At 58.4% G+C, this 14,066-nt stretch carries 14 protein-coding genes; 13 read left to right on the top strand and 1 reads right to left on the bottom strand.

Going from position 1 to position 14,066, the window contains the following annotated elements; all coding sequences use genetic code 11:
* Positions 1–13: 13 nt before the first annotated feature.
* Complete coding sequence (gene map / locus Q8O96_RS12450) at positions 14–796, bottom strand: type I methionyl aminopeptidase (protein ID WP_102861366.1); 783 nt, start codon at positions 794–796, stop codon at positions 14–16.
* A gap of 396 nt (positions 797–1,192) precedes the next feature.
* Here map and rpsB point away from each other — a divergent pair, with 396 nt between their 5' ends.
* From rpsB to lpxA, 13 genes are all read left to right on the top strand, one after another.
* Positions 1,193–1,930, top strand: coding sequence for a 30S ribosomal protein S2 (gene rpsB, locus Q8O96_RS12445; protein ID WP_011059524.1), 738 nt, complete (start codon positions 1,193–1,195; stop codon positions 1,928–1,930).
* Positions 1,931–2,133: 203 nt separating this feature from the next.
* Entirely contained in the window at positions 2,134–3,000 is an 867-nt protein-coding gene (tsf, locus tag Q8O96_RS12440) for a translation elongation factor Ts (RefSeq protein ID WP_016962579.1), read from the top strand.
* 208 nt (positions 3,001–3,208) lie between these two features.
* On the top strand, positions 3,209–3,952 hold the full coding sequence (pyrH, locus tag Q8O96_RS12435; protein WP_011059526.1) for a UMP kinase: 744 nt from the start codon (positions 3,209–3,211) through the stop codon (positions 3,950–3,952).
* Complete coding sequence (frr, locus tag Q8O96_RS12430; protein WP_102861367.1) at positions 3,949–4,506, top strand: ribosome recycling factor; 558 nt, start codon at positions 3,949–3,951, stop codon at positions 4,504–4,506. The genes pyrH and frr overlap by 4 nt, the downstream gene beginning before the upstream one ends.
* A gap of 15 nt (positions 4,507–4,521) precedes the next feature.
* Positions 4,522–5,277 carry a polyprenyl diphosphate synthase gene (gene uppS, locus Q8O96_RS12425; protein ID WP_011059528.1) on the top strand — a complete coding sequence of 252 codons (756 nt, stop codon included), beginning with the start codon at positions 4,522–4,524 and terminating at the stop codon, positions 5,275–5,277.
* A complete protein-coding gene (locus tag Q8O96_RS12420; protein WP_102861369.1) occupies positions 5,277–6,083 on the top strand; it encodes a phosphatidate cytidylyltransferase in 807 nt (268 codons plus the stop codon). Before uppS ends, Q8O96_RS12420 begins: the two co-directional genes overlap by 1 nt.
* On the top strand, positions 6,080–7,270 hold the full coding sequence (gene ispC / locus Q8O96_RS12415; RefSeq protein ID WP_115581700.1) for a 1-deoxy-D-xylulose-5-phosphate reductoisomerase: 1,191 nt from the start codon (positions 6,080–6,082) through the stop codon (positions 7,268–7,270). Before Q8O96_RS12420 ends, ispC begins: the two co-directional genes overlap by 4 nt.
* A gap of 48 nt (positions 7,271–7,318) precedes the next feature.
* Positions 7,319–8,671 (top strand): sigma E protease regulator RseP, encoded by a 1,353-nt coding sequence (gene rseP / locus Q8O96_RS12410; RefSeq protein ID WP_102861371.1) that lies wholly within the window; start codon positions 7,319–7,321, stop codon positions 8,669–8,671.
* Positions 8,672–8,745: 74 nt separating this feature from the next.
* Entirely contained in the window at positions 8,746–11,136 is a 2,391-nt protein-coding gene (gene bamA / locus Q8O96_RS12405) for an outer membrane protein assembly factor BamA (protein ID WP_102861372.1), read from the top strand.
* 44 nt (positions 11,137–11,180) lie between these two features.
* Complete coding sequence (locus tag Q8O96_RS12400) at positions 11,181–11,684, top strand: OmpH family outer membrane protein (RefSeq protein ID WP_102861373.1); 504 nt, start codon at positions 11,181–11,183, stop codon at positions 11,682–11,684.
* A 3-nt stretch (positions 11,685–11,687) separates the two neighbouring features.
* Entirely contained in the window at positions 11,688–12,743 is a 1,056-nt protein-coding gene (gene lpxD / locus Q8O96_RS12395) for a UDP-3-O-(3-hydroxymyristoyl)glucosamine N-acyltransferase (protein ID WP_115581703.1), read from the top strand.
* Positions 12,744–12,852: 109 nt separating this feature from the next.
* Complete coding sequence (gene fabZ / locus Q8O96_RS12390) at positions 12,853–13,293, top strand: 3-hydroxyacyl-ACP dehydratase FabZ (protein ID WP_007924058.1); 441 nt, start codon at positions 12,853–12,855, stop codon at positions 13,291–13,293.
* Positions 13,290–14,066 carry an acyl-ACP--UDP-N-acetylglucosamine O-acyltransferase gene (gene lpxA, locus Q8O96_RS12385; protein ID WP_102861375.1) on the top strand — a complete coding sequence of 259 codons (777 nt, stop codon included), beginning with the start codon at positions 13,290–13,292 and terminating at the stop codon, positions 14,064–14,066. Before fabZ ends, lpxA begins: the two co-directional genes overlap by 4 nt.

Raw genomic sequence — 14,066 nt, 5'->3', positions numbered from 1 at the left:
GCGGCGTTGTGGATCAGGCAGATACCCGGGGGATGGTGTCATCGCTGCGCAGGGTAAAGATCTCGTAGCCGGTTTCGGTCACCAGCAGGGTGTGTTCCCACTGTGCCGAGAGCTTGCGGTCCTTGGTGATGGCGGTCCAACCGTCGCCCAGTACCTTGGTGTCGGCCTTGCCCTGGTTGATCATCGGCTCGATGGTGAAGGTCATGCCGGCCTTGAGTTCCATGCCGGTGCCGGCGCGGCCGTAGTGCAGGATCTGCGGCTCTTCGTGGAATACCTTGCCGATGCCGTGGCCGCAGAATTCGCGCACGACCGAGAAGCCGTTCTTTTCCGCGTGCTTCTGGATCACTTCGCCGATGTCGCCCAGGCGGCAGCCCGGCTTCACCAGTTCGATGGCCTTGTACATGCATTCCTGGGTGATCTGCGACAGGCGCTCGGCCCAGACTGGCACGGTGCCGACGTGGAACATGCGGCTGGTGTCGCCGTGGTAGCCGTCCTTGATGACGGTGACGTCGATGTTCAGGGTGTCGCCGTCCTTCAGGGGCTTCTCGTTGGGAATGCCGTGGCACACCACGTGATTGATCGAGGTGCAGATGGACTTGGGGAAACCCTTGTAGTTCAGCGGGGCTGGGATAGCGCCCTGCACGTTGACGATGTAGTCGTGGCAGATTCGGTCCAGTTCTTCGGTGGTGACACCGGGTTTGACATGCTCGGCAATCATTTCCAGGACTTCGGCGGCCAGTTTGCCGGCGACACGCATTTTGGCGATGTCCTCGGGAGTTTTGAGGGTGACGGTCATACAGGCTCTCTTGACGCTCAATGGCGCGATATACACGGAATGGCTTGAAAACCTGCCCCTGCAAGGCTGGAATCGGTGAGGTTTTCGGAAGCCGCAAAGATGCGATTCTAACAGAGGCTCAGCGTAAATCTGAGGTTCTGCTGGCGCTTGTCTCCATACAATGGTGCATTCAGGGCTGTTTCCAAGGTCAGGGCGAAAACTGCAAGGATCGACGGATGTGAATCCGGGTTCCGTTTTGGCCCTTGCTGTGGTATAAAATGCGCCGCTTTCCGGGGATGCCCCGAAAAGCTCAAACCCACACACGTGTCGACACGATGACCTGGGTGCCCTCAGCACATGCTGTTGGTTGGTCATTGGGATACGTGGAGGCCTAACCCGACTTATTAAGGAACTATCATGTCCCAAGTCAACATGCGCGATATGCTGAAGGCCGGTGTGCACTTCGGTCACCAAACCCGTTACTGGAACCCGAAAATGGGTAAGTACATTTTTGGTGCGCGTAACAAGATTCACATCATCAACCTTGAAAAAACCCTGCCAATGTTCAACGAAGCTCTGACTTTCGTAGAGCGTCTGGCCCAGGGCAAAAACAAGATTCTGTTCGTCGGCACCAAGCGTTCCGCTGGCAAGATCGTTGCTGAAGAAGCAGCACGTTGCGGTTCGCCGTACGTCGATCACCGCTGGTTGGGCGGCATGCTGACCAACTACAAAACCATCCGTGCTTCCATCAAGCGTCTGCGTGACCTTGAAGTGCAAGCAGAAGACGGCACCTTCGCCAAGCTGACCAAGAAAGAGGCGCTGATGCGCACTCGCGACCTGGAAAAGCTGGATCGTTCCCTGGGTGGTATCAAGGACATGGGCGGCCTGCCTGACGCACTGTTCGTGATCGACGTTGATCACGAGCGCATCGCGATCACCGAAGCCAACAAGCTGGGCATCCCGGTCATCGGCGTTGTCGATACCAACAGCAGCCCGGAAGGCGTTGACTACATCATCCCAGGCAACGATGACGCCATTCGCGCCATCCAGCTGTACATGGGTTCGATGGCTGACGCTGTGATCCGTGGTCGCAACAACGTTGCTGGCGGCACCGAAGTGTTCGAAGAAGCTGCAGCACCGGCGGCTGAAGCCTGAGTAACTGACGCTTAGCGTTTACTCAGTACGCAAAAAGGGGGCTTGGCCCCCTTTTTGCCAACTCGAAAATCATTTCGTCGTTGCGCCCCGGCAGTTTCTGTAATGCGGGGCTGTTATGAAGTGAATTCGGGGCAGCGCCCAAGAATTGAACGCCCGTTCGATCGGGTGGAATGGTTGAAAACCTATCCAAGAGGATTTTGAAAATGGCAGAGATTACTGCAGCGTTGGTCAAAGAACTGCGCGAGCGTACCGGCGAAGGCATGATGGATTGCAAAAAGGCCTTGACCAAGGCCGGCGGCGACATCGAAAAAGCCATTGATGACATGCGTGCTTCCGGCGCCATCAAGGCTGCCAAGAAAGCAGGCAACGTGGCTGCTGAAGGTGCTATCGCCATCAAGGACGACGGTAAAGCCGCTGTCCTGCTGGAAGTGAACTCGCAGACCGACTTCCTGGCTCTGCAGGACGACTTCAAGGCATTCGTTGCTGCCAGCGTTGAAAAAGCGTTCGCTGACAAACTGACCGACGCCGCTCCGCTGATCGAGGCTCAGGAAGCTGACCGTCTGATCCTGGTGGGCAAGACCGGTGAGAACGTCAACATCCGTCGTCTGGCTCGCGTTGAAGGTGACGTGGTCGGTACTTACCTGCACGGTAACAAGATCGGTGTTGCGGTTGTCCTGAAGGGCGGCTCCGTTGAGCTGGCCAAAGACATCGCCATGCACGTAGCGGCAAGCAACCCTGAGTTCCTGCTGCCTTCGCAGGTTTCTGCCGAAGCCATCGAGCGCGAAAAAGCGGTGTTCCTGCAGCTGAACGAAGACAAGATGAAAGGCAAGCCAGCCGAAATCGTCGAGAAAATGATCGCTGGCCGTATCAGCAAGTTCCTGGCTGAAGCCAGCCTGGTTGAGCAAGCTTTCGTCAAGGATCCAGAAGTCACCGTAGGTGCTCTGGCCAAGAAAGGCGGCGCTGAAATCGTTTCCTTCACCCGTTTCGCAGTAGGTGAAGGCATCGAGAAGAAAGAAGACAACTTCGCTGAAGAAGTTGCTGCACAACTGGCTGCTGCCAAGCAACAGTAAGACGGTTTTTCAACTGTCGCCCAGAAGAGGCTGCCCGCTCACGCGCGCAGCCTCTTTTCAAATGGGCAGGGCAATTTTGTTGCTTTACCTCGGAACCGGTTTACAAAGTCGTGTTCTGATGGCGCTGTGACAGCGTCAAGCTAGAGTGAACGCAGGCTGAAAACAGCCCGCAAAGAATTTTTAAAATACGCCGCAGGAGAGATTCGCAATGGCTCAGCAGGGCAGTGGTTATCAAGCTCGCTATAAACGCATTCTACTCAAGCTTAGCGGCGAGGCCCTGATGGGCTCGGAAGAGTTCGGGATCGACCCCAAGGTGCTGGACCGCATGGCGCTGGAAGTTGGCCAACTGGTCGGCATCGGCGTCCAGGTAGGCCTGGTGATCGGTGGTGGCAACCTGTTCCGTGGCGCCGCCTTGAGTGCTGCCGGGATGGATCGGGTCACAGGCGACCACATGGGCATGCTGGCCACTGTGATGAACGCCCTGGCCATGCGCGACGCGCTGGAACGTGCGAATATCTCGGCCATCGTGATGTCCGCTATTTCCATGGTGGGTGTGACCGATCACTATGACCGTCGCAAGGCCATGCGCCACCTGAACTCCAAAGAAGTGGTGATTTTCGCGGCCGGTACCGGCAACCCGTTCTTCACTACCGACTCCGCAGCCTGCCTGCGCGCCATCGAGATCGATGCCGATGTCGTGCTCAAGGCAACCAAGGTCGACGGTGTTTACACTGCAGACCCGTTCAAGGACCCACATGCCGAGAAGTTCGATCATCTGACTTACGATGAAGTGCTGGATCGCAAGCTGGGAGTGATGGACCTGACGGCCATTTGCCTGTGTCGCGACCACAAGATGCCGCTGCGGGTATTCAACATGAACAAGCCCGGCGCCCTGCTGAATATCGTGCATGGTGGCGCTGAAGGAACCCTGATCGAGGAAGGCGAGCAATGATCAACGAAATCAAGAAAGACGCTCAAGAGCGCATGAAGAAAACCCTGGAGTCTCTGGCGCATGCATTCGGCCAGATCCGCACCGGCAAGGCACACCCCAGCATTCTGGGCAGCGTGATGGTGCCTTACTACGGTACCGACACGCCGTTGAGCGGCGTTGCCAACGTGACCGTGAAGGACTCCCAGACCCTGCAGGTCGTGCCGTTCGAGCGCAACATGCTCGGAGCCATCGACAAGGCCATTGGCAGTGCCGGTCTCAACCTCAACCCGACCAACCTGGGCGAGCTGCTGCTGATCAAGATGGCGCCGCTGACCGAGGAAACCCGCAAGGGCTTCACCAAGCAGGCGCGCGCCGCAGCCGAAGATGCGCGGGTTGCCGTGCGCAACATCCGTCGCGACGCCCTTGGCGAGTTGAAGAAACTGACCAAGGACAAGGAAATCAGCGAAGACGAAGAGCGTCGTGGCAGCGCCGAAATCGACAAGTTGATCAAGGACTTTGAAGCTCAGATCGCCAAGGCGACTGAGGAAAAAGAAAAGGACTTGATGGCCGTATAAGGGTCAGGCGTTTTCATGGAAAAGACCAAGCAGTCCGTGTTGTCCTCGGTGCCGCGCCATGTGGCGATCATCATGGACGGTAATAACCGCTGGGCAAAAAAACGCTTTATGCCGGGTGTTGCCGGGCATAAAGCGGGCGTTGACGCGGTACGTGCAGTGATCGAAGTGTGCGCTGAGGCCAAGGTCGAAGTCCTGACCCTGTTTGCCTTTTCCAGTGAAAACTGGCAGCGCCCGGCCGATGAGGTCAGTGCCTTGATGGATCTGTTCTTCAAGGCGCTGCGGCGTGAGGCTAAGCGTCTTAACGAGAACAACATCAGTCTGCGGATCATTGGCGACCGTTCGCGTTTCCATCCCGAGTTGCAGGCGGCGATGCGCGAGGCGGAAGCGATTACCGCGGGCAGTGATCGTTTCATTCTGCAGATTGCTGCCAACTACGGCGGTCAATGGGATATCGCCCAGGCCGCCCAGCGCCTGGCGCGTGAGGTTCAGGCCGGTCACCTGCGGCCCGAGGACATCACGCCGGGCCTGTTGCAGACCTGTCTGGCAACCGGCGACTTGCCGTTGCCGGACCTCTGCATCCGCACCGGTGGTGAGCATCGCATCAGTAATTTCCTGCTGTGGCAGCTGGCCTATGCCGAGCTGTATTTCTCCGACCTGTTCTGGCCGGACTTCAAACACGAAGCCATGCGCAACGCGCTGGCCGATTACGCATCTCGACAGCGGCGCTTCGGTAAAACGAGCGAGCAGGTCGAGGCTGGAGCCCGGGTTTAATGCTTAAACAACGAATCATTACTGCGCTGATCCTGCTGCCGATCGCCTTGTGCGGGTTTTTCCTGCTCGAAGGTTCGGGGTTTGCCCTGTTCATCGGTCTGGTGGTGAGCCTGGGGGCCTGGGAGTGGGCGCGCCTGGCGGGTTTCGAGGCGCAGCCGGCTCGGGTGGCTTACGCGCTGGTAGTGGCGGCGCTGCTGTTCTTGATGCATCTGGTCCCGGGTGTTGCGCCTTGGGTGCTGGGTGCCGCGGTGTTGTGGTGGGGGTTGGCGACTTTCCTGGTGCTGACCTATCCGCGCACCAGTGAGCAATGGTCCGGGGCGGCCCCCAAGCTGCTGATCGGTCTATTGATCCTGTTGCCGGCCTGGCAGGGCTTGGTGTTCATCAAGCAGTTGCCACTGGGCAATTGGTTGATCATGGCGGTAATGGTGCTGGTTTGGGGGGCAGATATCGGTGCCTACTTCTCCGGCAAGGCCTTCGGCAAGCGCAAGCTGGCGCCACAGGTGAGTCCTGGCAAGAGCTGGGAGGGCGTCTATGGCGGCCTGGTATTGAGCCTGGTGATCACGGCAGTGGTCGGGCTGGTGCGTGATTGGTCCTTCGGACAGATCCTGTTGGGGCTGTTGGGTGCGGCCATTGTGGTCTTCATTTCGGTGGTCGGTGACCTGACCGAGAGCATGTTCAAGCGTCAGTCCGGCATCAAGGACAGCAGCAATCTGTTGCCGGGGCATGGCGGTGTGCTCGATCGGATCGACAGTCTGACGGCGGCGATTCCGGTGTTTGCGGTGTTGCTGTGGATGGCTGCACTGTGAGTCGTGTGCAACAGATCACGGTTCTGGGGGCTACGGGCTCCATTGGCCTGAGTACGCTGGATGTGATTGCTCGTCATCCGGATCGCTATCAGGTGTTTGCCCTTAGCGGGTTCAGCCGTCTGGCCGAGTTGCTGGCGTTGTGCGTGCGCCATGTGCCGCGTTTTGCCGTGGTGCCTGAGGTCGCTGCGGCGAGGACTTTGCAGGACGATCTGCGAGCCGCTGGCCTGTCGACTCGGGTGTTGGTGGGGGAGCAGGGGTTGTGTGAAGTTGCCTCGGCGCCTGAAGTCGATGCGGTGATGGCGGCCATTGTCGGGGCGGCGGGCCTGCGTCCGACCCTCGCGGCGGTGGAGGCCGGCAAAAAGATCCTCCTGGCCAATAAAGAAGCGCTGGTGATGTCCGGCGCACTGTTCATGCAGGCGGTAGGCAAGAGTGGCTCGGTGCTGCTGCCTATCGACAGTGAGCACAACGCGATTTTCCAATGCATGCCTGGGGATTTTTCTCGGGGCTTGAGTCAGGTCGGGGTGCGACGGATTCTGTTGACCGCTTCGGGCGGTCCATTCCGTCAGACGCCTCTGGCCGAGCTCGAACATGTTTCGCCGGAACAGGCCTGTGCCCATCCGAACTGGTCCATGGGGCGCAAGATCTCCGTGGATTCGGCGAGCATGATGAACAAGGGGTTGGAGTTGATCGAGGCCTGCTGGTTGTTCGATGCCAAGCCTTCTCAGGTCGAGGTGGTGGTGCATCCGCAGAGCGTGATCCATTCCCTGGTGGATTATGTCGACGGCTCGGTGCTTGCCCAGTTGGGGAACCCGGATATGCGCACGCCTATCGCCAACGCCCTGGCCTGGCCGGAACGTATCGACTCCGGTGTCGCCCCGTTGGATCTGTTCGCGATTGCCCGTCTGGACTTCCAGGCACCCGACGAGCAGCGGTTCCCTTGCCTGCGTCTGGCGCGTCAAGCTGCCGAGGCGGGGGGCAGCGCTCCGGCGATGCTCAATGCGGCCAATGAAGTGGCTGTTTCGGCCTTTCTTGATCGGCGCATCCGTTACCCGGAGATCGCGAGTATCATCGACGAAGTCTTGCTCCTTGAACCTGTAGTTGCAGTCAATGAGCTCGATGCAGTGTTTGCGGCGGATGCCAAGGCCCGAAGCCTGGCAGAACAATGGTTGCAGCGTAACGGGCGATAGGATTTGCGACCGGGCGAGTGGCGGCGAATAGGATTGCGGAGAAAGTAGATGAGCGCGCTCTATATGATTGTCGGCACCCTGGTAGCCCTGGGTGTGCTGGTCACCTTCCATGAATTCGGTCACTTCTGGGTCGCACGTCGCTGTGGCGTCAAGGTGCTGCGCTTCTCCGTGGGCTTTGGCATGCCGTTGCTGCGCTGGCACGATCGTCGCGGTACCGAGTTTGTGATCGCCGCCATTCCCCTGGGTGGCTACGTGAAGATGCTCGACGAGCGTGAAGGCGAAGTGGCCCTCGATGAACTCGACCAGTCCTTCAATCGCAAGTCCGTGCGCCAGCGTATCGCTATTGTTGCCGCCGGCCCGATCGCCAACTTCCTACTCGCCCTGGTGTTCTTCTGGGCTCTGGCGATGCTGGGCAGTCAGCAGGTCCGACCGGTCATCGGTGGCGTAGAGGCGGGGAGCATAGCCGCCAAGGCCGGCCTCGGTGCCGGCGAGGAAATTGTTGCCATCGATGGTGAGCCAACTTCCGGTTGGGCGGCGGTGAATCTGCAACTGGTGCGCCGTCTGGGTGAAAGCGGAACGCTGCAGGTGCAGGTGCGCGAGCAGGGCGCGACGGTTGACTCCTCTCGCCAGCTGGTGCTGGACAAATGGCTCAAGGGTGCCGACGAGCCGGACCCGATCCGCTCCCTGGGGATTCGCCCATGGCGCCCGGCATTGCCCCCCGTGCTGGCTGAGCTCGATCCGAAAGGCCCGGCCCAAGCTGCCGGCCTGAAAACCGGCGACCGTCTGCTGGCGCTGGATGGGCAGTCGCTCAGTGACTGGCAGCAGGTGGTTGATTGGGTCCGTGTGCACCCTGATACGAAAATTGTGCTGCAAGTCGAGCGCGATGGTGCTCAAATCGACGTCCCTGTGACCTTGGCCAGCCGTGGCGAAAACAAAGCGCCCAATGGCTACCTTGGGGCTGGGGTGAAAGCTGTCGACTGGCCTGCGGAGATGCTTCGCGAGGTCAGTTATGGCCCGCTGGAGGCGATTGGCGAAGGGGCTCGACGGACCTGGACCATGAGTGTCCTGACCCTCGAATCACTGAAGAAAATGTTGTTCGGCGAGCTCTCGGTAAAAAACTTGAGTGGACCGATAACCATTGCTAAAGTGGCGGGCGCTTCTGCCCAGTCGGGCATTGCTGATTTCTTGAATTTCCTTGCTTATCTGAGTATTAGCCTGGGTGTTCTGAATTTGTTGCCCATTCCGGTATTGGATGGGGGGCATTTGTTGTTCTATCTGATCGAGTGGGCGCGTGGTCGTCCCTTGTCGGATCGGGTGCAAGGTTGGGGGATACAGATCGGTATCAGCTTGGTGGTCGGAGTCATGCTGCTTGCTCTGGTCAACGATCTGGGTCGTCTGTAACGCTTCGCTGAATTGCGAATCTGCCGCATTTTGCGGCAGTTTGTTTATTGCCAGTTGGAATAAGAAAGGACTTCATGAAACGTCTGCTGCTAACTGCGGTTCTCACCGTATTGATGATCGCCGAAGTTCACGCCGAGTCCTTCACTATCTCCGATATCCGCGTCAACGGCCTTCAGCGCGTTTCCGCGGGTAGCGTCTTTGGTGCCTTGCCGTTGAACGTCGGCGAGCAGGCGGACGACCGTCGCCTGGTGGAATCCACTCGTGCGCTGTTCAAAACCGGTTTCTTTCAAGACATCCAACTGGGCCGCGATGGCAACGTCCTGGTCATTACGGTAGTCGAGCGGCCGTCGGTTGCCAGTATCGAGATCGAAGGCAACAAGGCGATCTCCACCGAAGACTTGATGAAGGGCCTGAAACAGTCCGGTCTGGCCGAAGGTGAGATCTTCCAGCGTGCAACACTCGAAGGCGTTCGTAACGAGTTGCAGCGCCAATATGTCGCCCAGGGCCGTTACTCGGCCACCGTTGAGACTGAAGTGGTTCCGCAGCCACGCAACCGTGTCGGCCTGAAGGTCAATATCAACGAAGGCACGGTCGCAGCCATCCAGCACATCAACGTGGTGGGCAACACTGTCTTCCCAGACGAAGACCTGATTGGCCTGTTCGAACTCAAGACCACCAACTGGCTGTCGTTCTTCAAGAACGACGACAAGTACGCCCGTGAAAAGCTCTCCGGTGACCTGGAGCGTCTGCGTTCCTACTACCTGGACCGTGGCTATATCAATATGGATATTGCTTCGACCCAGGTGTCCATCACCCCGGACAAAAAGCACGTCTACATTACCGTCAACGTCAACGAAGGCGAGAAGTACAGCGTTCGTGACGTGAAGCTCAGCGGCGACCTGAAAGTACCTGAAGATCAGGTCAAGGCACTGTTGCTGGTGGAGAAGGGCCAGGTGTTCTCGCGCAAGCTGATGACCACCACTTCCGAACTGATTACCCGCCGTCTGGGTAACGAGGGCTACACCTTCGCCAACGTCAACGGCGTGCCTCAGCCTCATGATGAAGACCACACCGTGGACATCACCTTCGTGGTAGACCCGGGTAAACGTGCCTACGTCAACCGTATCAACTTCCGTGGCAACACCAAGTCCGAGGACGAAGTGCTGCGTCGTGAAATGCGTCAGATGGAAGGCGGCTGGGCTTCGACCTACCTGATCGACCAGTCCAAGACCCGTCTTGAGCGCCTGGGCTTCTTCAAGGAAGTCAACGTCGAGACCCCGGCTGTTCCGGGTGTTGATGACCAGGTTGACGTGAACTACGCGGTTGAAGAGCAAGCATCCGGTTCGATCACCGCCAGTGTCGGTTTCGCCCAGAGCGCTGGTCTGATCCTCGGTGGTTCCATTACCCAGAACAACTTCCTGGGTACCGGTAACAAGGTCAGCATCGGTCTGACCCGCAGCGAATACCAGAGCCGCTACAACTTCGGCTACGTTGACCCCTACTGGACCGCCGACGGCGTGAGCCTGGGTTACAACGCTTTCTATCGCACCACTGACTACAAAGACCTCGACGTCGACGTGGCCAGCTATGCGGTGGACAGCCTCGGTGCCGGCGTCAGCGTGGGCTACCCGATCAGTGAGACTTCGCGTCTGACCTTCGGCCTGACCGCGCAGCAGGACAAGATCAAGACCGGCCTGTACACCGTCGATGAAATCTTCGACTTCGTGAACAAGCAGGGCGACAGCTACCTCAACTTCAAGGCGTCGGCCGGCTGGTCCGAGTCGACCCTGAACAAAGGTGTGCTGGCCACTCGCGGCCATTCGCAAAGCCTGGTTCTGGAAACCACTACTCCAGGTAGCGACCTGTCGTTCTTCAAGCTCGACTACCGTGGTCAGTTGTTCACTCCGCTGAGTGAGAACTACACCATGCGCTTCCATACCGAACTGGGTTATGGCGACGGCTTTGGTGATACCAAGGGCTTGCCGTTCTACGAGAACTACTATGCTGGTGGTTTCAACTCGGTACGTGGCTTCAAGGACAGTACCCTGGGGCCGCGCAGTACTCCGAGTCGTGGTGCTGGTGTAACCGGTAACGCCGGTACAGCTGCCGACCCAGACCAGGATCCACTGCCATTCGGCGGTAACGTATTGATCCAGGGTGGTGCCGAGTTGCTGTTCCCGCTGCCGTTCGTCAAAGATCAGCGTTCCCTGCGCACTTCGTTGTTCTGGGATGTGGGTAACGTCTTCAACTCTCGCTGTGAAAGCACGTCCAACACCATTGCGGCGTCGAATGTGAAAACGCAGTGCAACGATATCAGCTTGAGCAATCTGGCCAGTTCGGTGGGTGTTGGTGTGACTTGGGTCACTGCTTTGGGGCCATTGAGCTTTGCCCTGGCGATGCCGATCAAGAAACCGGATGACGCTGAAACTCAGGTGTTCCAATTCTCTCTCGGTCAGACTTTCTAATAGTCTACCCAAGATAACGACAATGGATTTTGTAGGAGTGCATCGTGCGTAAGTTGACTCAATTGGTTCTCCTGGCCTCCGTACTGGTCGCGAGCCCGGCGTTTGCCGAAATGAAAATCGCTGTTCTGAACTATCAGATGGCTCTGCTGGAGTCCGACGCGGCCAAGAAGTACGCGGTGGATGCCGAGAAGAAATTCGGCCCGCAACTGACCAAGCTGAAGACTCTGGAAAGCAGTGCCAAGGGCATCCAGGATCGCCTGGTGGCCGGTGGCGACAAGATGCAGCAAGGCGAGCGTGAGCGTCTGGAGCTCGAATTCAAGCAAAAGGCTCGGGACTTCCAGTTCCAGTCCAAGGAACTGAACGAAGCCAAGGCTGTTGCTGACCGCGAGATGCTCAAGCAACTGAAGCCGAAGCTGGACAGCGCCGTTGAAGAAGTCATCAAGAAAGGTGCTTTCGACCTGGTTTTCGAGCGTGGCGCAGTGATCGATGTCAAACCTCAGTACGACATCACTCGCCAAGTTATCGAGCGCATGAATCAGCTGAAGTAAGCCATGACCGCGACCATAAAACTCGGCCAATTGGCCGAGTTCCTCGGCGCCACCTTGCGTGGCGACGCGGAGAAGGAAATCACTGGGCTAGCCACCTTGCAGGAGGCTGGCCCAGCTCAGTTGAGCTTTTTGGCAAATCCGCAGTATCGCAAGTACCTGGTGGACTGCCAGGCGGGCGCGGTATTGCTGAAGGCCGCTGATGCCGAGGCTTATGCCGGCGATGCATTGGTGGTGGCTGATCCTTATCTGTCCTACGCCCGTATTTCCCATCTGTTCGATCCCAAGCCCAAGGCGCCAGCGGGTATCCATCCGTCAGCGGTGATTGCTGCCGATGCGCAGGTGCACCCGGCGGCCAGCATTGGTCCGTTTGCAGTGATCGAGTCTGGTGTGCGGATTGCGGCTGGAGTAACCATCGGTGCCCACTGCTTTATCGGTGCTCGCTGCGAAATCGGCGAAGGCGGCTGGCTGGCCCCGCGGGTGACCTTGTACCACGATGTGCGCATTGGTCAGCGTGTGGTCATCCAGTCGGGGGCGGTGCTCGGGGGTGAAGGTTTCGGCTTTGCCAATGAAAAAGGCATCTGGCAGAAGATCGCGCAGATTGGCGGTGTGACCATCGGTGACGATGTGGAAATCGGCGTCAATACGGCGATTGACCGCGGCGCTCTGGCCGATACCGTCATCGGCAACGGTGTGAAGCTGGATAACCAGATTCAGATTGCCCACAACGTCCAGGTCGGCGATCACACGGCGATGGCGGCTTGTGTGGGAATTTCCGGCAGCACCAAGATCGGCAAGCACTGTATGCTCGCCGGCGGTGTGGGTCTGGTAGGGCACATCGAGATTTGTGACAACGTATTCCTCACTGGAATGACCATGGTGACCCACTCGATTACCGAGCCGGGCGCTTACTCTTCCGGTACGGCCATGCAACCTGCTGCCGAGTGGCGCAAAAGCGCGGCACGCATCCGTCAGCTCGATGACCTTGCGCGGCGTTTGCGCCAGTTGGAAAAGCGCGTTGGGGACGTGACCCCTGACGGCAATGCTTCATCAGATGGCTGATACCATTTCCATATCAAGTGTGCACAGCCGCTAGACTGCCTCCTTGATTTGCTAGAGGGGCGTGCGTTAGTCGCGCGCTCCCACTCTTTACTACAGGCTTCCCCCCGAAATGATGGACATCAACGAGATTCGCGAATACTTGCCTCACCGTTACCCTTTCCTGTTGGTGGATCGGGTAGTGGACCTGGATGTCGAGGGCAAGTGCATTCGTGCCTACAAGAATGTCAGCATCAACGAGCCGTTCTTCAATGGTCACTTCCCGGCGCATCCGATCATGCCGGGCGTGTTGATCATCGAGGCCATGGCTCAGGCTGCGGGCATTCTCGGTTTCAAGATGCTCGACGTGAAGCCAGCCGACGGCACCCTTTATTACTTCGTCGGTTCCGACAAGCTGCGCTTCCGTCAGCCAGTACTGCCGGGCGACCAACTGATTCTTGAAGCCAAGTTCATCAGCTGCAAGCGTCAGATCTGGAAGTTCGAGTGCCAGGCGTCGGTAGACGGCAAGCCTGTCTGCTCCGCTGAAATCATCTGTGCGGAACGCAAACTATGAGTTTGATTGACCCTCGCGCAATCATCGATCCGACGGCCATCCTGGCCGACGACGTTGAGGTTGGCCCGTGGTCGATCATCGGCGCTGGTGTGGAAATCGGCGAGGGTACAGTGATCGGGCCCCATGTGATTCTCAAGGGCCCTACCCGGATCGGTAAGCACAACCGCATCTACCAGTTTTCCTCGGTAGGTGAGGACACGCCTGATCTGAAGTACAAAGGCGAGGAAACCCGCCTGGTTATTGGCGACCACAACGTGATCCGCGAAGGCGTGACCATTCACCGTGGCACCGTCCAGGACCGTTCCGAAACCACTCTGGGCGATCACAACCTGATCATGGCCTATGCCCATATCGGCCACGACAGTGTCATTGGCAACCACTGCATCCTGGTCAACAACACTGCGTTGGCCGGGCATGTGCACGTGGATGATTGGGCGATTCTCTCCGGCTTCACCCTGGTGCATCAGTACTGCCATATCGGCGCTCACAGCTTCTCCGGCATGGGCACCGCCATCGGCAAGGATGTGCCGGCATTCGTCACGGTGTTCGGCAACCCTGCCGAAGCCCGCAGCATGAACTTCGAAGGCATGCGCCGTCGCGGTTTTAGCGAAGATGCAATCCATGCACTGCGTCGCGCCTACAAGACGGTCTATCGCCAAGGGCTGACGGTGGATCAGGCCCTGGCCGAACTGGCCGAGCCGGCTGCACAGTTCCCCGAAGTCGCGGTGTTTCGTGACTCGATCCAGTCTTCGACTCGCGGCATCACCCGTTAA

The sequence above is a fragment of the Pseudomonas sp. LPH60 genome (assembly GCF_030718165.1).
Classification (GTDB): domain Bacteria; phylum Pseudomonadota; class Gammaproteobacteria; order Pseudomonadales; family Pseudomonadaceae; genus Aquipseudomonas; species Aquipseudomonas danubii.
The sequence above is the reverse complement of the archived record's forward strand: the minus strand, read 5'-3'. Positions and strand labels throughout refer to the sequence as shown.

Coding starts and splice junctions, on each gene's coding strand:
- map (WP_102861366.1), bottom strand. CDS start 796: ATGACCGTCACCCTCAAAACTCCCGAGGACATCGCCAAAATGCGTGTC.
- rpsB (WP_011059524.1), top strand. CDS start 1,193: ATGTCCCAAGTCAACATGCGCGATATGCTGAAGGCCGGTGTGCACTTC.
- tsf (WP_016962579.1), top strand. CDS start 2,134: ATGGCAGAGATTACTGCAGCGTTGGTCAAAGAACTGCGCGAGCGTACC.
- pyrH (WP_011059526.1), top strand. CDS start 3,209: ATGGCTCAGCAGGGCAGTGGTTATCAAGCTCGCTATAAACGCATTCTA.
- frr (WP_102861367.1), top strand. CDS start 3,949: ATGATCAACGAAATCAAGAAAGACGCTCAAGAGCGCATGAAGAAAACC.
- uppS (WP_011059528.1), top strand. CDS start 4,522: ATGGAAAAGACCAAGCAGTCCGTGTTGTCCTCGGTGCCGCGCCATGTG.
- Q8O96_RS12420 (WP_102861369.1), top strand. CDS start 5,277: ATGCTTAAACAACGAATCATTACTGCGCTGATCCTGCTGCCGATCGCC.
- rseP (WP_102861371.1), top strand. CDS start 7,319: ATGAGCGCGCTCTATATGATTGTCGGCACCCTGGTAGCCCTGGGTGTG.
- bamA (WP_102861372.1), top strand. CDS start 8,746: ATGAAACGTCTGCTGCTAACTGCGGTTCTCACCGTATTGATGATCGCC.
- lpxD (WP_115581703.1), top strand. CDS start 11,688: ATGACCGCGACCATAAAACTCGGCCAATTGGCCGAGTTCCTCGGCGCC.
- fabZ (WP_007924058.1), top strand. CDS start 12,853: ATGATGGACATCAACGAGATTCGCGAATACTTGCCTCACCGTTACCCT.
- lpxA (WP_102861375.1), top strand. CDS start 13,290: ATGAGTTTGATTGACCCTCGCGCAATCATCGATCCGACGGCCATCCTG.